General features: G+C 60.9%; 15 protein-coding genes. 7 read left to right on the top strand and 8 right to left on the bottom strand.

The features are described 5' to 3' along the window. Positions 1-7: 7 nt before the first annotated feature. On the top strand, positions 8-766 hold the full coding sequence (locus tag AX760_RS04750) for a FadR/GntR family transcriptional regulator (RefSeq protein ID WP_071831836.1): 759 nt from the start codon (positions 8-10) through the stop codon (positions 764-766). Between the two features lie 182 nt (positions 767-948). Further along, positions 949-2,229: a hemolysin family protein gene (locus AX760_RS04745; protein ID WP_071831835.1), complete on the top strand. Its 1,281-nt coding sequence runs from the start codon at positions 949-951 to the stop codon at positions 2,227-2,229. 174 nt (positions 2,230-2,403) lie between these two features. Here the strand turns inward: AX760_RS04745 and AX760_RS27070 are convergent, their stop codons facing one another. The 6 genes from AX760_RS27070 to AX760_RS04720 all read right to left on the bottom strand — a co-directional run bounded on the left by AX760_RS27070 (position 2,404) and on the right by AX760_RS04720 (position 8,125). Then, on the bottom strand, positions 2,404-2,550 hold the full coding sequence (locus AX760_RS27070; RefSeq protein WP_087149169.1) for a hypothetical protein: 147 nt from the start codon (positions 2,548-2,550) through the stop codon (positions 2,404-2,406). A gap of 95 nt (positions 2,551-2,645) precedes the next feature. After that, positions 2,646-3,875, bottom strand: coding sequence for a molybdopterin molybdotransferase MoeA (locus tag AX760_RS04740; protein WP_071831834.1), 1,230 nt, complete (start codon positions 3,873-3,875; stop codon positions 2,646-2,648). Continuing rightward, the gene (moaC, locus tag AX760_RS04735; RefSeq protein ID WP_071831833.1) at positions 3,875-4,369 is read right to left on the bottom strand and encodes a cyclic pyranopterin monophosphate synthase MoaC; all 495 of its coding nucleotides are present in this window, start codon (positions 4,367-4,369) and stop codon (positions 3,875-3,877) included. The genes AX760_RS04740 and moaC overlap by 1 nt, the downstream gene beginning before the upstream one ends. Next, the gene (gene trpC, locus AX760_RS04730) at positions 4,369-5,184 is read right to left on the bottom strand and encodes an indole-3-glycerol phosphate synthase TrpC (protein WP_071831832.1); all 816 of its coding nucleotides are present in this window, start codon (positions 5,182-5,184) and stop codon (positions 4,369-4,371) included. Before trpC ends, moaC begins: the two co-directional genes overlap by 1 nt. Before the next feature lie 5 nt (positions 5,185-5,189). Then, positions 5,190-6,215, bottom strand: a complete 1,026-nt coding sequence (trpD, locus tag AX760_RS04725) for an anthranilate phosphoribosyltransferase (RefSeq protein WP_071831831.1) — start codon at positions 6,213-6,215, stop codon at positions 5,190-5,192. A gap of 17 nt (positions 6,216-6,232) precedes the next feature. Continuing rightward, positions 6,233-8,125: a peptidylprolyl isomerase gene (locus tag AX760_RS04720; RefSeq protein WP_071831830.1), complete on the bottom strand. Its 1,893-nt coding sequence runs from the start codon at positions 8,123-8,125 to the stop codon at positions 6,233-6,235. On the opposite strand from AX760_RS04720, the gene AX760_RS27065 reads away from it, so the two are divergent. Together AX760_RS27065 and AX760_RS04715 are read left to right on the top strand one after the other, a co-directional pair. Continuing rightward, positions 8,085-8,318: a hypothetical protein gene (locus tag AX760_RS27065; RefSeq protein WP_175552013.1), complete on the top strand. Its 234-nt coding sequence runs from the start codon at positions 8,085-8,087 to the stop codon at positions 8,316-8,318. The two genes, AX760_RS04720 and AX760_RS27065, sit on opposite strands and share 41 nt — an antisense overlap. A 159-nt stretch (positions 8,319-8,477) precedes the next feature. After that, complete coding sequence (locus AX760_RS04715) at positions 8,478-10,124, top strand: Na/Pi cotransporter family protein (RefSeq protein ID WP_071831829.1); 1,647 nt, start codon at positions 8,478-8,480, stop codon at positions 10,122-10,124. Between the two features lie 7 nt (positions 10,125-10,131). On the opposite strand, the gene AX760_RS04710 is transcribed toward AX760_RS04715, so the two are convergent. Then, positions 10,132-11,880 (bottom strand): hypothetical protein, encoded by a 1,749-nt coding sequence (locus AX760_RS04710; protein WP_071831828.1) that lies wholly within the window; start codon positions 11,878-11,880, stop codon positions 10,132-10,134. A gap of 207 nt (positions 11,881-12,087) precedes the next feature. Here AX760_RS04710 and glmU point away from each other — a divergent pair, with 207 nt between their 5' ends. The 3 genes from glmU to AX760_RS04695 all read left to right on the top strand — a co-directional run bounded on the left by glmU (position 12,088) and on the right by AX760_RS04695 (position 16,363). Continuing rightward, on the top strand, positions 12,088-13,452 hold the full coding sequence (glmU, locus tag AX760_RS04705; protein ID WP_071831827.1) for a bifunctional UDP-N-acetylglucosamine diphosphorylase/glucosamine-1-phosphate N-acetyltransferase GlmU: 1,365 nt from the start codon (positions 12,088-12,090) through the stop codon (positions 13,450-13,452). 138 nt (positions 13,453-13,590) lie between these two features. Next, positions 13,591-15,417: a glutamine--fructose-6-phosphate transaminase (isomerizing) gene (glmS, locus tag AX760_RS04700; RefSeq protein WP_071831826.1), complete on the top strand. Its 1,827-nt coding sequence runs from the start codon at positions 13,591-13,593 to the stop codon at positions 15,415-15,417. 238 nt (positions 15,418-15,655) lie between these two features. Next, entirely contained in the window at positions 15,656-16,363 is a 708-nt protein-coding gene (locus AX760_RS04695; protein ID WP_071831825.1) for a DUF502 domain-containing protein, read from the top strand. Here AX760_RS04695 and recG read toward each other — a convergent pair. Further along, positions 16,350-18,455, bottom strand: a complete 2,106-nt coding sequence (recG, locus tag AX760_RS04690; RefSeq protein WP_071831824.1) for an ATP-dependent DNA helicase RecG — start codon at positions 18,453-18,455, stop codon at positions 16,350-16,352. The two genes, AX760_RS04695 and recG, sit on opposite strands and share 14 nt — an antisense overlap. Positions 18,456-18,544 lie beyond the last annotated feature (89 nt).

Here is an 18,544-nt window from a genome sequence, read left to right as displayed (position 1 = left end):
AGGTTGTTTGCGTAAAAGTCTGCTCGAAACGGTCATTACCGGTTCCAATACGCGCACGAGCCATGCTCAGGTTGTCGACGAACTCGGCAAGGCCATAATCGCGGGCGAGTTTCCTGTCGGGGCCATCCTGCCGGGCGATCCGGAACTGGCAATGCGCTTCAAGGTGTCGAGGACGGTCCTGCGGGAGGCAATGAAGACGCTGGCCGCCAAGGGGCTGATTATCCCGCGTGCCCGCATCGGGACGCGCGTCACGTCGCGCAATCAATGGAATCTGTTCGACGGCGATGTGCTGACCTGGCATTTCCACGGCGGCGTCAATGAAGAATTCCTCTATGACCTCAGCGAGATCCGTCTGGCTTTTGAGCCGCACGCCGCAGTGCTTGCAGCCCGCAATGCAACAGAAGCCGAAATCAGCGGCATGATGCGGCTTGCCGTGGCAATGGGCGACCCCGAACATACGGCCGAAACGCTGGCCATGGCCGACCTGCGCTTTCACCTCGCTGTTGTCGAGGCTTCCGCCAACCCGTTCATGCGCACCGTCGGTAGCCTGATCGAGGCAGCCCTGGTCGGCATCTTCAAGCTCAGCTCACCGGCATCCGATCGCAGCAAGATCGACGATGTGGCGCGATCCCATATCCGGATCGTCGAGCAGATCAGCCGCCGCGACGAGGCCGGCGCACGCGCCGCCATGGAAAACGTCATCAAGGTCGGCCGCGAACGGGTCCGTGTGGCGCTCCACGAAAATACAGAATCGATCGCATCCTAGCCGGGCAAGGCCTTCGATCCTCTCTTCAATGCAAGAAATGGTGGTGTGCGTTTGGCGGCGTACCATCTAAATTCGTCTCTATGCCTTGCTGCGTCGCACACTTGGGCCTATCTGGTACCCTTCCATACAGCAGCCGGTTCCATTTTAGACCCGGAGATCTGCACCAACGGTGACCGAGGGCCATGTCCGAACTGATTGTTATTTTCGTACTCCTATTGATCAATGCGTTTTTCGCACTTTCGGAAATGGCAATTGTTTCGGCAAGCAGACCCCTTTTGCGGCAGATGGCAAAACAGGGGAACAAGCGGGCAGATGCGGCGCTTCGGCTCGCTGAGGACCCCGGCAAGTTTCTGTCCACGGTTCAGGTGGGTATCACGCTGGTTGGCACGCTGGCCGGCGCCTATGGCGGTGCAACCATTGCCGACAAGCTTGCACCGACCCTGAATGAGGTTGCCTGGATCAATCCCTATGGTGGCACCGTCGCCGTTGCTGCTGTTGTGACGATGATCACCTATTTGTCGGTCGTCATCGGCGAACTCATCCCCAAGCAACTGGCGCTTCGCAATTCCGAAGCGCTTGCAATGCTGGTAGCGCGGCCAATGTCGTTTCTGTCGACGGTCGCGGCACCGGTCGTCTATCTGTTCGAGATGTCGGCTGCGCTTTTTCTGCGTCTTTTCGGCGGCCCGTCCTTGGATCAGGATCAGGTCACCGAAGCCGAGGTCCAGGCGGTCATGGCCGAAGGCGTCGAAAGCGGTGCCATCGAGAAGTCTGAACACGAGATGCTGCGCCGGATTATCCGGCTGGGCGATCGCAACGTCAAATCGATCATGACCCATCGCACCGAGGTCAGTTTCTTCGAGGTCGGAGATACGCTTGAAGCCATCCGGGAGAAGGTCGCGCTGTCGGCACATTCGCGCTATCCGGTGATGGACACAAGCACCGGTGACGTTCTTGGCGCCGTGCTGGTCAAGGAGATCCTGAACGCGCCCGGCCAGGAATTTCACGTCGGTAATTTCGTCAAGGACATTCACACGCTTCCGGAGACGGCCTCCTGCCTCAAGGCGCTCGAGGCCTTCAAGGCGTCGCGAATCAACATGGCGATGATTGTCGACGAATATGGAAGTATCGAAGGCATCATCACCATCGCAGATATTCTCGAGGCGATCGTCGGGGTCCTGCCGTCGAACTATGATGATATGGAACATGCACTCATCCGCCAGCGCGATGACGGCAGCTATCTGGTCGATGGCCGCACGCCGATTGACGAAATCCACCTGACGATCGGGATCGACGAAATTGACTCGGATGGCAACTACGAGACCATCGCCGGCTTTCTGGTGCAGCAACTGCGCAAGAGCCCGGAAGAGGGCGATGTCACGGAAGCCTATGGCTACCGCTTCGAGGTCATCGACATGGACGGCCGCCGGATCGATAAGATCATCCTGTCCAAGCTGGCAAACTGACGGCTCACGTCCAAGTGTCGGAAAAGCAAAAAGGCCGGGACAAACCCGACCTTTCCTCAATCCGTCTTATTTGGTCCTGCTAGTACATCCGTAGTCAGGCCCTTGATGCGAATTATCGGATGTTGTGATTAATAAAACGTTACCATGTCAGCGCTGTGACACGGAAAGCATCTGTTAATTTTCCTGGATCGACACGCCGCCTTCGCCGATCCTCAGTTCGACGCCATCAGGCTTTGATTCCTTGTCGTAGATATAGACGCCGAGAACGACGACCAGGACGACCAGGCCACCAAGCAGCATGTAAAGTGCATTGCGATTCACGTTGTATTCCTTCGGGTTCAATTTGAAGTCTTCCACGTCGCAAAATAGGCGGGAAGCGGCGATTTGGAAGGGCAAAGGGGTCGGTGCGCGATATTTCAGCTGCGTCCGGATGCAGGGCGCAGGATCATCACCTCGCACGGCGCGCCAGCATCGATCGCCGGGGCTTGCGGTGGACGAACGATCAGGCAGTCGGCCTTGGCAAACACCTGCATCATCGAGGAATCCTGCCGCGAAAACGGTCCGGCAAGCAAACGGCCTTTTTCATCAATGGAAAGAGTGGCGCGAATATAGTCCTGTCGTTTGTCATTTGCAGCAAGCGGCGTCGCGAGAATCGCATCTGCAAAACGATCGCGCGGTCGTAGGCCGGCCAGATGCCGGGTGAGGGGCTCGAGAAACAGCAGGCTGCAGACGAGGCTCGAGACCGGGTTTCCCGGCAGCCCAAGCACGTGCATGGCGCCGAGCGTGCCGACCATCAGCGGCTTGCCGGGGCGCATGGCGATCCGCCAGAAGTCCAGGGTCATGCCGCAGGCCAAAAGCGTGGCCTGTACAAGGTCATGATCGCCGACGGATGCGCCGCCGAGTGTGACCAGAATATCGGCCTTGGCTGACACTGCGCGGCCAACGGCATGGCTGATGGCGTCACTGTTATCGCCGACAATGCCGAGATCGATGATCTCGGCGCCGTTGTCGCGGGCAAGGGCCGCCACGCCATAGGTGTTCGACGCAATGATCTGGTCGGGGCCGGGCATGCTGCCGGGTGACCGAAGCTCGTCCCCGGTCGCCAGAATGGCAATCTTCGGCCGGCACAGCACGGGGAGTTCGGCATGGTTCATGCCCGCCGCCACCGTCAATCGGCCAAAATCGAGGCTTTCGCCGGCCCTGAGGACACTATCGCCGAGCACAAAATCCTGGCCCTTCGGCCGGATATGGCGTCCTCTGGCAACGGCAAAGGTCGTTCGGATCCGACCTTCTGCGATCACATCAGCATCTTCCTGGATCAAGACGGTATCGGCACCGGGAGGCACGGGTGCACCGGTGAAGATGCGCACCGCCTGACCCGGCCCGACGCTACCCGAGAAACCGTGGCCTGCTGCCGACTGCCCGATGACGGTCAGTTCGCTGCCGATCTGTTCGATATCCGCATGCCGCAGCGCATACCCATCCATCGCCGAATTGTCGAAGGCGGGATGGGTGAGGCGGGCTGAAACATCGGAGGCCAGCACCCGTCCGGTGGCCTCGTGCAGGCCGACCATTTCCTGCCGTTGGAGCGTGGATGCGCGGCCAAGCAGCCGGGCAAGCGCGTCGGCGACGGGAAGCAGGGACATCAGCCCTCCCGATCGGGGTTGATATAGTCCCCGGACCGGCCGCCCGACTTGCTGACAAGACGAATGCCGGAGATTTCCATGTCGCGGTCCGCCGCCTTGGCCATGTCGTAGATCGTCAGACAGGCGATGCTGACCGCAGTCAGCGCCTCCATTTCGACCCCGGTACGACCCGTGAGCTTTGCCATGGCCTTGACACGCAGGCCGGGCAGGGACTCATCGACGGTGATGTCGACGGAGACCTTTGTCAGCATCAGCGGGTGGCAGAGCGGAATGAGGCTTGCCGTCTGTTTTGCGGCCATGATGCCGGCGAGCCGCGCCGTGCCGATCACGTCACCCTTCTTGGCGTTGCCATCAAGGATCAGTTTCAGCGTCTCGATCCGCATGCAGATCCGACCTTCGGCGACCGCGATACGCACGGTTTCTTCCTTCGCGCCGACATCGACCATGTTGGCCTCGCCGGACGAATCGATGTGGGTGAGCGTCGATCCCGTCATCACTCGGCGGCCAGTGCAGCTTCGGAGCCGGTCAGCAGCGCGCGGGTCGCCGCCGCCACATCGGTCTTGCGCATCAGGCTTTCGCCAACAAGAAAGGTTGTGATGCCAGCCTGTTGCAGATGCTTGCAGTCGTCATGGGTGAAAATACCGCTTTCGCCGACCAGCAATCGGTCCGCCGGCACCATTGGTGCCAGTCTGCCCGACAGGGTCATATCCATTTCGAATGTCTTCAGATTGCGGTTGTTGATGCCGACGAGCCGCGAGGACAGGCGCAGTGACCGTTCCATTTCGGCGGCATCATGCACCTCGATCAGCACATCCATGCCGAGCCGGAATGCCTCATCCTCCAGCCGTTGCGCATCGCTGTCGTTGAGCGCCGCCATGATCAACAGGATGCAGTCCCCCCCCCAGGCGCGGGCTTCCTGCACCTGGTAGACGTCGAACATGAAATCCTTGCGCAGCGCCGGCAGGCTGCAGGCCGCGCGTGCATCGCTGAGGAACGCCGGCGCGCCCTGGAAACTGGGCGTATCGGTCAGAACCGACAGGCAGGCGGCGCCGCCCTCCTCATAGGCCTTGGCAAGCGATGGCGGATCGAAATCGGCCCGGATAAGCCCCTTGGAAGGACTGGCCTTTTTGATTTCTGCGATCAGTCCGAACTGGCCAGCTGCGCGTTTCGCCAAAAGGGCAGTATGAAAACCGCGCGGCGCGTCCTGGTCATGCATCATTGCCTGCAGGTCTGCTGCCGAAACGCGCGATTTTGCAGCCGCGATCTCTTCGCGTTTGTAGGCTTCGATCCGGCGCAGAATATCGGTCATAACAGTCAGTCTTTCCCTTGAACGGCGTTCGAAACGGCTACGAGGCGCTCGAGCGTTGCATTGGCGGCACCGCTCGACAGCGCCTGCCGCCCCATCTCCATGCCTTCGCGAAGGCTGGATGCCCGCCCGGCGATCATCAGCGATGCGGCCGCATTGGCAAGCGAAATATCCCGATAGGGCGTTTCGTCGCCGTTCAGCACGCCCTGCAAAGCCAGCGCGTTGTAAGCGCCGTCACCGCCCTTCAAAACATCGAGCGAGACCGTCGACAGGCCGAAATCCTCCGGGGTGAGCTCAAAGGTGCGGATCTCGCCGTTTTCGAGTGCTGCAACCTGGGTCCGCCCGGTCGTGGTGATTTCGTCCAGGCCTTCGCCATGGACGACCCAGACGCGCTCCGAGCCGAGATCGCGCAGTACCTCGGCGAGCGGCACCACCCATTGCGGCGAAAACACGCCGACCAGCTGATGCTTGACGCCGGCCGGATTGGACAAAGGACCGAGCAGGTTGAAGATCGTGCGTGTGCCGAGTTCGACGCGGGTCGGGCCGACATGGCGCATGGCCGAATGGTGCTGCTGGGCGAACATGAAACCGAGACCGGCTTCGCGGATGCAGCGCGCGATCTCGGCCGGGCCGATGTCGAGCTTGACGCCGAGACAGGACAGCGCATCGGCCGTGCCGGATTTCGAGCTGAGCGCGCGGTTGCCGTGTTTTGCCACGGGAACACCGGCGCCGGCAACGATCAGGGCGGCGAGCGTCGATATGTTGTAGGTGCCGGCGCCATCGCCGCCCGTGCCGACGATGTCGATGGCGCCGTCCGGTGCTTCGACCGTCAGCATGCGGGCCCGCATCGTGCCGACGGCGCCGACGATTTCGTCAACCGTCTCGCCACGGACGCGCAATGCCATCAGAAATCCGCCAATCTGTGACGGTGTTGCCTCGCCCGACATGATGATCTCGAAAGCCTGTCGTGCCTCGTCGCGGTCGAGCGACTGGCCAAGCGCAACCTTGGCGATGAACGGCTTCAATTCCGGCATGGGGCGTCCTTCCGGCGTTACGGCTGTTGGTTCAGGGCGCTATCGGCCAGCGCCTGGTTGATCGACACACCGTAGCCTGTCTGCAGTTCGGCGACCATCTGGTCGAGGATGTCGTCGCCGCTGGCGCGGGCGATGGCCTCGATCTGGCGATCGTCGTTTTCGAGTACGTCGCCGGGATTGTCGAGGTCCACCTCGGTGACCTTGAGCAGGATCTGGCCTTCATTGCCGACGCCCGGCGCATTGGTCACGAGCCCGTTCGCGCCGCCGAAGGCTGCGCTGATGGCGGCCGCGCTGACGGCTGCATCTTCGGCACCCCGACGGATACCGGATTTCGTTTCAACGACCAGACCGAGTTCGGTCGCGATCGCCGCCATGGTTTCACCTCTTGCGACACGCGCCTTCAGGTCTGCCGCTCTCGTGGCAAGCGCCTCGCGCTGCTGTTCTGCCGTCCAGTCGGCAACCACTGTCTCGCGGGCTTCCTCAATCGTGCGATCGCGGGCCGGAATGACCTCATCGACGTCGAACCAGACATACCCTTCGCGCCCCAGATTGATCGGCAGCGTTTCAGAACCGACCTCGGTCTTGAACGCTTCTTCAAGCAGCGACCGCGCCTCTGGGATACCGGCAATGGCTTCGCCGTCCCGGTCCTTGCCGGTGGCATCGACATCGATCTGCACGAGCTTCAGGTTCGACTGGTCTGCCGCTTCCTTCATGCTGAGGCCGGTGATCCGGGCATCCTCGAACTTGTCGTGGATTGCCATGATGTCATTGGCAGCATTCGACAAGGAAAGTTCCTGGCGCAGGTCCTCCTTGACATCGTCAAAGCTCCTGACCGTTGCCGGCGTTATGTTCGTCACACGCAGGATGACCGGGCCGAAAGGGCCAACAACAACGGGAGACACGCCACCATCAGCCGGCACCGCAAAGGCTGCCTCGGCAAGCTTTGCATCGGGCATGCTCTCCTTGCTGAAGTTGCCGAGAAGGACGTCCCCGGCAGTCTTGCCTTCTTCCGTGATGAGCGCATCGAACGCCGTGCCTGAGGCCAGTTTGGCGGAGGCCGCATCGGCGGCTTGCCGCGACGCAAAGGCCAATTGCTCGACCGTGCGGGTTTCCGGCGTGCTGTAATTTGCCTTGCGCTTGTCGTATTCGGCCTGAAGATCACTCTCCGTGACCGATGCCGGATCGGCGATATCGGCGGGCTCGAGTTTGACGTAGCTGATCTTGCGATATTCCGGCGCGCGATATTGGGCCTTGCGGCTCTCGAACCACGGTGTCAGCACATCGTCGGTCGGTGCCTTGACGGGATCGATATTGGCATTCGACAACAGCAGATACTCGATCGAGCGTGTCTCGTTGCGATACTGACGCAGCGCGTCGGTTAGCACCTTCGGTGCGGTATAGCCGTCGGAAATCGCCTCGACGACCTGCGAGCGCACAGCGACCTGACTGCGATTGTTGATGTAGTCCTGTTCGCGAAGGCCGGCATTGCGCAGCACACTCGAGAAAGTCAGTCGATCGAACTGGCCGTTGACCCCGTGGAATGCCGGATCTTCGGCGATCAACTTGGCAAGACGATCCTTGGATAGGCCAAGATTCATGTCTCCTGAAAGCTGGTCCAGCGTGGCACCGGCGACAAGCTGCGAATAGACCTGCGATTGCACGCCGAACGCGCGGGCCTGTTCCGGCGTCAGCCGCGTTCCGAATTGCCGGGACAGTTGCGCCAGCTGGCGCTCATAGGCGAGGCGGAAGTCGCTCGGGGAGACATCGACATCACCAACGGTGATCACCGAATCGCCGGAACTGGGAACGAGCGACGTGGAGATGCCCCAAACGCCAAAGGATAGCACCAGAAGGACCAGAAGGCCTTTCATGATCCATGTCTGGGAAGCTCTTCTCAGGGAATCAAGCATTGGAATGAATACCTCGTCGCAGTTTGCGTTGCCGGATGGCCGTTGGTGTCGTTCCTTAGAGCAATCTGCAGCGGAATTGAAGGCTTTTGCCGTTCAAAAAAGCGTTGCCTTGGCACCCTATGCCGGGGCTACCGGATCTGGCGCATTTTTTCCCGACGTTTCCGGAAGAAATGCTGCGACGCGGCGAGGCTGACTGATGTCGGAATCGTTAGCCGGCAATTGAAAAATATCTGTCATAATGCCGCATTGCGCAGTCTTTTGGTGTTTCGGAAGTGCTAGCCTTGTCGTCCTTGAATGAATCGACTCGCACCAGATGTCTGCTGGATGCGAGGCAACTGCTGGGAATGCCGCCATGGAATCCACCCTTGTGATGGTCAATGTCATGGGCGCGGTCGCTCTGCTGCTCTTCGGCCTGTCGCAGGTCAAGGACGGCGTGACCCGCGCCTTCGGCATTCGCTTGCGGACCAGTCTCGCGCAGGGGACGCGCAGTCCCGTCCGCTCCTTCGCGGCTGGCTTTGCGGCGACCGTTGCGCTGCAGAGTTCGACGGCAACCGCGTTGATGATCGCATCCTTCGTCGAAAAGGGGCTGGTGCGGCCGCGCATGGCACAACTCGTTTTGCTCGGCGCCAATGTCGGCACCGCGGTCACCGCCTGGATCTTCGCCACCGGCATTGACTGGCTGTCACCGCTCGTCATCCTTGCCGGCGTTGTGCTGCACAGAACAGGCCGTTCGAGCGCGCAGCAGGGTGCAGGCAGCGCCCTTGTCGGCATCGGGCTGATGCTTCTGTCGCTGCATCTTCTCGGCCTGGCGACCGAGCCGATGCGCACGTCGCCGGCACTCGGCGCCTTTCTGACGCTTCTTGATGGCGCCTTGCCGGTCGCGCTGGTGTTTGCTGCGGTTCTCGCCTTCGTCTCCTCATCCAGCCTGGCGATCGTCGTCTTGATCCTGTCGCTGGCCTCGACGGGAAATCTGTCTTCCAGCCTGACGATCGCACTGGTCCTCGGTGCCAATCTTGGCGGCGCCATTCCGCCCGTGATCGCCACCCTGTCGTCGCCTGCGTCAGCCCGGCGGGTCACCGTTGCCAACCTTATCGTGCGGGCGATCGGCTGTCTCATTGCCCTGCCTGTGGCGGGCATGGTCGCGGAACTGCTCCGCACATTTCCGATCCCGGCCGGGAAACTGCCTGTTGATATCCATCTTCTGTTCAACATCGCGCTTGCCCTTCTCGCCTGGCCCTTCTCGAACTGGCTGTCCAGCCTGATGACACGGCTGATACCCGACGAGAAGAAGAACGAGGCTGGGCCGCATTACCTGGACGACAATACGCTGGGCACGCCGGTGATCGCACTGTCGGGCGCCACGCGCGAAGTGCTTCGCGTCGGCGATATCATCGAAGCCATGCTGATCAAGGTGATGGATGCCTTCAACGCCAACGACCTGGGCGAACTCAAGGATGTCGGCAAGTTCGAAAAACAGGTCGATCTGCTGCAGCAGGAGGTGAAGCTGTTTCTTTCGCGCCTTGGCCGCCAGGGCCTGAGCGAGGAAGACGGGCGTCGCTCGATCGTCATCATCGATTATGCGATCAATCTCGAGCATATGGGCGACATCATCGAAAAGGGCATTGCCGAACAGGTCAACAAGAAGATCGGCAACGGTCTGAAGTTTTCGGAAGAGGGCTATCAGGAGCTCAAAACCCTGTTCAACCTGACGATCGACAACCTGCGTATCGCCCAGACGATCTTCGTGACGCGCAATGCCGATCTCGCCCGGCAACTGATGGAAGTGAAGGTCGACGTCAGGCGCATGGAGAAGCAGTCATCGGAACGGCACCTGCAGCGGCTGCGCGACGGCCGGCTCGACAGTCTCCAGACAAGCTCGCTGCATCTCGATATCCTGCGCGACCTGAAGCGCATCAATGCGCATATCGTCTCGGTTGCCCATCCGATCCTTGACGAAAGCGGCCTGCTGACGGAGAGCCGCCTGCGCCTCCCGCAGTAATGGATGTCTATGGGGTCGTCGGCAGATCCTTGCGAATGAAGCCGTCGAAGCAGGGCGTCAGCGTGATGCGTGTGTGGGTTTCCATCAAGAGCGGTTCGTAGAGCGACAGCAGCTTGAAGCGGGCCGTGGTCGGCGGGCAGGTCGGGTAGAGCGCGATATCGGTCGCCTTGACGGCGGCGGCAACCCTCTCGTCGGGCTCCGGAACGGCGCGATAGGGATCTGCGCCGATAGCGATGTATTTCGGCGCATGCCGGTCCATCAGCCACGGGAAGGGATTGGTGAAATCAATCGTCATGATGGTTTCGAAGCGCACCCTGTTTGCCGCTTCGTAGTCATGAAGCGCGGTGATTGCGGCATCTGCGCTGCGCAGCCAGAGCGTCTGGAAATCATATTCGCTATAGAGCAGAAAGGATGGCAGCTCCCCCGCCAGGGCCAGCGCTTCATAGGTGTTTTTGTGTTCTGAATAGTTTTGCTGCATGCGTTCGGCGCGCAACAGCTGCAGGCTGCGGATGTTGACCGCACCCATTGTCTTGATGTTGGTGCTTTCCAGGACTTCGCCATTGGCCATGCCGAGCCAGGCGCGCGTGGATTTCTGCATGATCAGCACCGCCGGTGGTGCTGCGATCGCCAGAGCAAACGCGGCGACAACCAGGAATCTGGACGATCGGCCATCCCGCGCATGGCTTTCGACAAGTATGGCAAGAAGCAGCGGCCAGAGAAAGATGAAGGCCTGGCTGCCCGTGTTCTGACTTTCGAAAAGAAGACCGGCCGCAAGGAAGGCTACCATCCAGAACGCCGGTTGATCGATCGTTTTGCGCAGGATGGCGAGGCTGCGCTGGTGCAGCAAGGCGTTGGTAGTCTGCCTTGTGTCGGTGAAGCGCTGCCAGAACAGGATGATGCACAGGACACTGCTCGCCAGGACGATACCGAAATTCAACGATGCCGCCTGGACGAGGCGTGGGATCAGGCTGGTATTATTGACGGCAAGCAGCGCAAGGATGTCGGCCGCATAGGCCGTCACCATCCCGGTCGTACCTTCGAGGACGGCAATGGTGGCAAAGAACACGAGACCGGCCAGGATCGCCGCGCGCAGACCAAGACGGCCTGCCGCAAAGGCCATGGCACACAGGATGACACCGGCGACAACGCCTGTGACTTTGATGAAGAGCAGCGACAGCATGGAAAGCGCAACGATGGCGACGAGTTTGCGTTGGTCTTTGACATGAAGTAGCCCGCAGGCAAGCACGTAGAGGACCTGGCAGACCTGCCGGTTGTAGATGCCGAAGCCGTCCGATCCCGGATACGGGTAGAAATCGCCTGTATTGAAGGGCAGCACCGAAAACAGCAGGAATGGCAGCAGAAGTGCCAAGGCGGTCCGTGTCGAGCGCTTCTGGACATCCGAGAGTACGATCGCCATCAATGGCGCCGTGACGACGAGCAGTGACCAACTGGCCAGCAAAAGCGGGTGCCCGTTTGGGAAAAGCTCCAGCAGCATTGCAAAAAGATAATAACCCAGTCCCCCGGCCGGCGTGAAAAAGTCTACGGAGGGCATCTGGCCATCGAAGATGCGATTGGCCGCGTCGAGATAGATGTAGTGATCCCAGTACATCGGTCCGATCGGCATGGGTATCGTCACGAGAAGACAGGCGACAACGAGGGCGATGGTCAGAGCCAGAAGCAGCAGGGGCCGGGCTGCCAGTCTGGTCGTCGCGCGGGGATCATGCTCTTTCGGGTCCGTCTTCGTGAAAGCCTGCATGATCGATCTCTGCTCCCGGCGCCGCTGCCGTCAAACACATCCAGCATAATTGTTGTTCGCTGTTCTTATGGCATGATCCGGTTTTATCCCGGTTAACGGCCAGCCGATGGCGCGGTTATGCTTCTTGAAATATCTTCCTGATAAGCAAGCGCACAGAATCGCGTGGCGCGCTCGATCCGGCCCGCAAAAGACGATGGGAGAATACGCATGAAACGCACGTGCCTGGCGGTCATTCTGGCGGCAGGGGAAAGCACCCGCATGAAATCGTCCATGTCCAAGGTGCTTCATCCCGTCGGCGGTCGCCCGATGATCGCGCATGTGGTAGACGCGCTCAGTCGTGCTCAGATCGATAGCGTTGCTCTTGTGGTCGGTCGGGATGCCGAAGCGGTCGAGAAGGCGGCATCCCGGGGGCCCGGTGCTGTTTCCTGCTTCACGCAGACGGAGCGTCGCGGAACCGGCCACGCGGTGCTGGCTGCCAGCGCGGCCATCGCCACCGGTCATGATGACATTCTGGTTGTCTTTGGTGATACACCGCTGATCACCGAAGGGCCCTTGCTTGCGGCGCGCCAGGCGCTGGCCGATGGCAATGATGTCGTCGTCATCGGCTTTCAGACGGGCAATCCGACGGGGTATGGCCGCCTCATTGTCAGGGACGGTGCCCTGGTCGCGATCCGCGAACAGCGCGACGCAAGCGACGAAGAAAAAAAGATTACCTATTGCAATGGTGGCCTGATGGCGATCAACGGCGCAAAGGCGCTGGATCTGCTGGGCCGGATCGGCAATGAAAATGCCAAGGGCGAATATTACCTGACCGACCTCGTCGAGATCGTCGTTGCCGCCGGCGGCAAGGCGATTGCCGTCGAGGCGCCGGAAACCGAACTGACCGGCTGCAACACGCGCGCCGAACTTGCCTATATCGAGCACATCTGGCAGCAGCGCCGTCGCCACGAAATGATGATTTCCGGCGTATCGATGATTGCCCCCGAAACGGTTTTCCTGTCCTATGACACCACGATCGGCCAAGACGTGCTGATCGAGCCGAATGTCGTTTTCGGACCGGGCGTCACGGTCGAGAGCGGCGCCGTCATCCATGCATTCTCGCATCTGGAGGGGGCCCATGTCAGCGCAGGCGCGACCGTCGGTCCCTATGCGCGACTGCGACCCGGCGCCCATCTCGGGGAGGGGGCCAAGGTCGGCAATTTCTGCGAGGTGAAGCAGGCGGATATCGGTGCCGGCGCCAAGGTCAATCACCTGAGCTACATCGGCGATGCCTTTGTCGGCGCACACACCAATATCGGCGCCGGAACGATCACCTGCAATTATGACGGCGTAAACAAGCATGTGACCCGCATTGGTGCGCATGCCTTTATCGGTTCCAATTCGTCGCTGGTCGCGCCCGTGTCCGTCGGAGACGGTGCGCTTGTGGCGTCCGGCAGCGTGATTACCGAAAACGTGCCGGACGATGCCGTCGCCTTCGGTCGCGCCCGCCAGGATATCAAGCCGGGAAGGGCGAAGGTCCTGCGTGAGCGCTATCAGGCGGAGAAGGCGGCAAAGAAAGCCAAGTCCGGCTGAATCGGACCGGCTCTGAGATCGCGCGTTAAAATCTGACACCGAAAGTGAGCTTCCGGGCGATTGCGGAACGCTCGGAATTCGCTACCAAGGCACCAGCCCTGAACCCAGCGCCAAGCGGCGGAAATTGCGGAGAAATCTATGTGCGGTATTGTCGGCATCGTTGGTATCAAGCCCGTCTCCGAACGGCTCGTCGATGCGTTGAAGCGGCTCGAATACCGCGGGTATGATTCAGCCGGCGTCGCCACGATCCATGATGGTGTCCTGGAACGCCGCCGGGCCGAGGGCAAGCTCGTCAATCTCGACATCAAGCTGCGCGGCGAGCCCCTGGCTGGCACGATCGGCATTGCCCATACCCGCTGGGCGACCCATGGCGCCCCCACGGAAAACAATGCCCATCCGCATTTCACCGACGGCGTGGCGGTCGTGCACAATGGCATTATCGAGAATTTTTCGGAACTGAAGGATGAACTCATAGCCGGCGGTGCAACCTTCAGCACGCAGACCGACACCGAGGTCGTGGCACAACTGCTGGCCAGACTGGTGCGCGATGGCCTCAGCCAGCGGGCCGCAATGCAGGCCATGCTGCGAAGGGTAACCGGTGCCTACGCGCTTGCTGTCATCTTCCAGGATGCGCCAAATACGATCATGGCGGCGCGCAGCGGGCCGCCGCTTGCCGTTGGCTATGGCAAGGGCGAAATGTTCCTGGGCTCCGATGCGATTGCACTTTCGCCCTTCACCAACGAGATCACCTATCTGGTCGATGGCGACTGGGCGGTTCTGACGGCCGCCGGTGTCGAGATCCTCGATCATGACGGCAATCCCGTGAAACGCGCCAAGCAGGTGTCGGTCGCTGCCGCCTATATGGTCGACAAGGGCAACCACCGCCACTTCATGGAAAAGGAAATCTACGAGCAGCCGGAGGTCATTTCGCATGCTCTGGCCCATTATGTGGATTTCATCGAGAATCGCATCAGCCCGACAGCCTCCGCGATCGATTTTGCCAAGGTACCAAGCCTTGCCATCTCCGCCTGCGGCACGGCCTATCTGGCTGGCCTCGTCGGAAAATACTGGTTCGAGCGTTACGCCCGGCTTCCGGTCGAGATCGACGTGGCTTCCGAGTTTCGCTACCGCGAGATACCGCTATCGCCACAGTCGGCAGCCCTGTTCATCTCGCAATCGGGCGAGACCGCCGACACTCTGGCTTCCCTTCGCTACTGCAAGGAGCGTGGCCTGAAGATCGGCGCCGTCGTCAATGTGCGGGAATCGACCATCGCCCGCGAGGCCGACGCAATCTTCCCGATCATGGCCGGTCCTGAAATCGGTGTCGCCTCGACCAAGGCCTTCACCTGCCAGCTTTCCGTTCTTGCAGCGCTTGCCATCGGTGCAGGCGTTGCCCGTGGAACCGTATCGAAAGACGAGGAAAAGATTCTGGTCCGGCATCTGGCGGAAATGCCGCGCATCATGGGTGCGGTTTTGAACAGCATCCAGCCGAAGATGGAAAGCCTGGCGCGGGAACTGTCGAAATGCCGTGATGTGCTCTATCTCGGCCGCGGCACAAGCTATCCCCTCGCCATGGAGGGCGCGCTGAAGCTCAAGGAAATTTCCTACATCCATGCCGAAGGTTATGCGGCGGGCGAATTGAAGCACGGGCCGATCGCGCTGATCGACGAGAACATGCCGGTGATTGTGATTGCGCCGCATGACCGTTTTTACGAAAAAACCGTCTCCAACATGCAGGAGGTTGCGGCACGCGGTGGCCGCATCATCTTCATCACCGACGAGAAGGGGGCCGCGGCCTCGAAACTTGAGACGATGAGCACGATCGTGCTGCCGAATGTCGATGAGATCATCGCCCCGATGATCTTTTCCCTGCCGATCCAGCTGCTTGCCTATCACACGGCCGTGTTCATGGGGACAGACGTTGACCAGCCGCGCAACCTTGCAAAGTCGGTTACCGTCGAGTGATGCCCAAGGCATGAAATCCGCATGACGTTACGGCCACCCGTAACGTCATGCCTTCTATTTCGAAGATCACGCGCAAAGCGCCGGATCGAAACGCCCTGTCATCATGCACATTGGATGGCGGAAGAGTGTGCGCCGCAACATTTCCGGGGCTTGGCCTTGCATGGGCCACCGCCATCCGGCATTGTTGTCGGGCAGGGTGCGCTTTGAGGGCGAACCGAAATGAAGATGCAGGGTGCGGATGAACGACAGTCCAGAGAGAATATCGCTGGCCGGGCGCATCCGGAACAACTTCCTCACCGGTCTCGTCATCTGTGCGCCGCTCGCCATCACCACATGGCTGACCTTCACCTTCATAGACTGGGCGGATAGCTGGGTTACGCCCTATATCCCGCAGCGCTACGATCCGCAGTATTATCTGAATATCGCCGTACCCGGCATGGGGCTGCTGATCGCCGTGGTTTTCATCACCATTGTCGGCTTTCTCGGCAAGAACCTGATCGGGCGCTCGATCGTCAAGTTCGGCGAATCGATCCTGCACCGGATGCCGCTGGTCCGGACGGTCTACAGGAGCCTGAAGCAGATTTTCGAAACGGTGCTGAAAGAGCAATCAACGTCGTTCAAGAAATGCGGGTTGATCGAGTTTCCAAGTCCGGGAAGCTGGGCGCTGGTTTTCATATCCGGGGATGCCCAGGGCGAGATCGCCGCAAAGCTGAACACGCAGGGCGAAGAAATGGTCGGCGTCTTTCTGCCGCCAACGCCCGTTCCGACGGCAGGCTTTCTCATGTTCGTGCCCAAAAGCAAGATCATCATGCTCGACATGACGCCGGAACAGGGGGCGAAACTGCTCATCTCGGGCGGCCTCATCGCACCCGACTACAAGCCTCCAGTCGTTCAGCCGATGGCTTTGGAGCCACCCGTTGATCCGATGCCGCTCAACCAGCCCTGAGAAAACGGATCGCCTCGTCGCGGCGGTGCAGATAGAGCAGGGTGCGCAGGGCTTCGCCCCGTTCAGACGTCAGGTCCGGGTCGCGGTCGATGATATAGGCCGCGTCCTTGCGGGCGATCTCCAGCAGGTCGCCATGGGCCTCGAGGCTGGCAATCCGGAACCCCGGCGTTCCCGACTGGCGGGTGCCGAGCAATTCGCCTTCGCCGCGCAATTTCAGGTCCTCCTCGGCAATCAGGAAGCCGTCTTCCGTATCGCGCAGGATCGACAGCCGCGCCCGGCCGTTTTCGCTGAGCGGCCCCTTGTAGAGCAGGATGCAGGTGGAGGCCTCGGCACCGCGCCCGACACGGCCGCGCAACTGATGCAGCTGCGCCAGGCCGAAGCGCTCGGCATGCTCGATCACCATGATCGTCGCATCGGGAACGTCGACCCCGACCTCGACGACGGTGGTGGCAATCAGGAGCCGGATATCGCTGTTCTTGAAGGCGAGCATGACAGCGTCCTTTTCGGCGCCGTTCATGCGGCCATGGACGAGACCGACCGTCTTGCCGAACTCGGCTGAGAGAAGGGCGAAGCGCTCGTCAACCGACATCAGTTCGGAAACATCCGATTCCTCGACCAGCGGGCAGATCCAGTAGGCTTTCTTGCCCTCTGACAACGCCGTGCGCAGGCGGTCGACAATTTCCCCGGTGCGTTCATTGGAAACCGTCACCGTCTGGATCGGTTTGCGTCCGGCCGGCTTTTCCGTGAGTTTCGAGACATCCATGTCACCGAAGGCGGCAAGCACCAGAGTGCGCGGAATGGGCGTCGCCGTCATCACCAGCATATGCGGCGAGATACCCTTGGCTGTCAGCCGTAGCCTTTGATGCACGCCGAAGCGGTGCTGCTCGTCGACGACAGCCAGTAGCAGATTGTCGTAGACCACAGTGTCCTGGAACAGCGCATGCGTGCCGATGACGATCTGGGTCTGCCCGGATGCGATGCGCTCAAGGATGGCGTCGCGCTCCTTGCCCTTGGTCCGGCCGGTGAGCACATCGATGGTGACGCCGGCCGGGGTTGCCATCTTCGACAGTGTCGCAAAATGCTGGCGCGCCAAAATTTCGGTTGGTGCCATCAGAACGGCCTGGCCGCCCGATTCGACGGCGGCAAGCATGGTCATCAGCGCCACCGCCGTCTTGCCGGACCCGACGTCACCCTGAAGCAGGCGCAGCATCCTGTCACTTCCAGCCATGTCTTTGAGAACGTCCGTGATCGCCGCCTGCTGGCTGCCAGTCAGGGAAAAGGGCAGGGCGGCAAGCACCGGCTCGCTCAAGGCGCCCGTCGCGTGAACCGGCACGCCAGCAACTTTGCGCAATCTCTGCCGCACCAGGGACAGCGACAATTGGCCGGCCAAAAACTCGTCATAGGCAAGGCGCCGGCGGCTCGGTGCCTGCGGATCGATGTCCGCGGCGTCGCGCGGATCGTGCAGGGCGACGAAGCTCTCGCGCACGCTGGCAAAACTCTGCTTGCTGGTGAGGGCGTCATCGAGCCATTCCGGGAAGTCGGGCAAACGCGCGATGGCCGCCTCGACCGCCTTGCGCAGGATGCGCGCCGACAGGCCCGCCGTCAGTGGATAGACCGGTTCGACCAGCGGCAGGTTATCGGCTTCGCTGGCGCGCACCATATAGTCGGGATGGACCATGGACGGACGGCCGTTGAACCAGTCAACCTTGCCGCTGACGATGACCGTCTCATCGACCGGCAGCGCCTTTTCCAGCCAGTTGCCCTTGGCACGGAAGAAAGTCAGCGCCAGTTCACCGGTGTCGTCGTGCAGGAAAACCCGATAGGGCTGGCTGTTGCGGCCCGGCGGTGGCGGTTGATGCCGGTCGACCCGGCCGGTGATGGTGACGATCGCACCCTGCGGCGACAGCGCGATGCCTGGCTGCTGGCGCCGGTCGATCAGCGAGTGCGGGGCATGAAAGACCAGATCGATCACCCGGCAGTCATCGATGCCGTCGCGTCCGAGAAGCCGGGCATAGAGATCGCCCGCCTTCGGGCCGATGCCGGGAAGCGAGTTGAGAGGCGCGAAAAGCGGATCGAGAAGGGTAGGGCGCATGCGCCGCAGACTGAAACGATGATTAGGCCTTTGGCAAGGCTGACAATCGTCTTTTCAGCGTTTATAGAGCCATGGCAACAGGCAGCGCC

Source organism: Pararhizobium antarcticum, from assembly GCF_001885585.1.
Lineage (GTDB): Bacteria > Pseudomonadota > Alphaproteobacteria > Rhizobiales > Rhizobiaceae > Pararhizobium > Pararhizobium antarcticum.
The sequence above is the reverse complement of the archived record's forward strand: the minus strand, read 5'-3'. Positions and strand labels throughout refer to the sequence as shown.

Coding starts and splice junctions, on each gene's coding strand:
- AX760_RS04715 (WP_071831829.1), top strand. CDS start 8,478: ATGGAATCCACCCTTGTGATGGTCAATGTCATGGGCGCGGTCGCTCTG.
- trpD (WP_071831831.1), bottom strand. CDS start 6,215: ATGCCGGAATTGAAGCCGTTCATCGCCAAGGTTGCGCTTGGCCAGTCG.
- trpC (WP_071831832.1), bottom strand. CDS start 5,184: ATGACCGATATTCTGCGCCGGATCGAAGCCTACAAACGCGAAGAGATC.
- AX760_RS04745 (WP_071831835.1), top strand. CDS start 949: ATGTCCGAACTGATTGTTATTTTCGTACTCCTATTGATCAATGCGTTT.
- AX760_RS27065 (WP_175552013.1), top strand. CDS start 8,085: ATGATCCATGTCTGGGAAGCTCTTCTCAGGGAATCAAGCATTGGAATG.
- AX760_RS04695 (WP_071831825.1), top strand. CDS start 15,656: ATGAACGACAGTCCAGAGAGAATATCGCTGGCCGGGCGCATCCGGAAC.
- moaC (WP_071831833.1), bottom strand. CDS start 4,369: ATGACGGGATCGACGCTCACCCACATCGATTCGTCCGGCGAGGCCAAC.
- glmU (WP_071831827.1), top strand. CDS start 12,088: ATGAAACGCACGTGCCTGGCGGTCATTCTGGCGGCAGGGGAAAGCACC.
- AX760_RS04710 (WP_071831828.1), bottom strand. CDS start 11,880: ATGCAGGCTTTCACGAAGACGGACCCGAAAGAGCATGATCCCCGCGCG.
- AX760_RS04740 (WP_071831834.1), bottom strand. CDS start 3,875: ATGTCCCTGCTTCCCGTCGCCGACGCGCTTGCCCGGCTGCTTGGCCGC.
- glmS (WP_071831826.1), top strand. CDS start 13,591: ATGTGCGGTATTGTCGGCATCGTTGGTATCAAGCCCGTCTCCGAACGG.
- AX760_RS04720 (WP_071831830.1), bottom strand. CDS start 8,125: ATGCTTGATTCCCTGAGAAGAGCTTCCCAGACATGGATCATGAAAGGC.
- recG (WP_071831824.1), bottom strand. CDS start 18,455: ATGCGCCCTACCCTTCTCGATCCGCTTTTCGCGCCTCTCAACTCGCTT.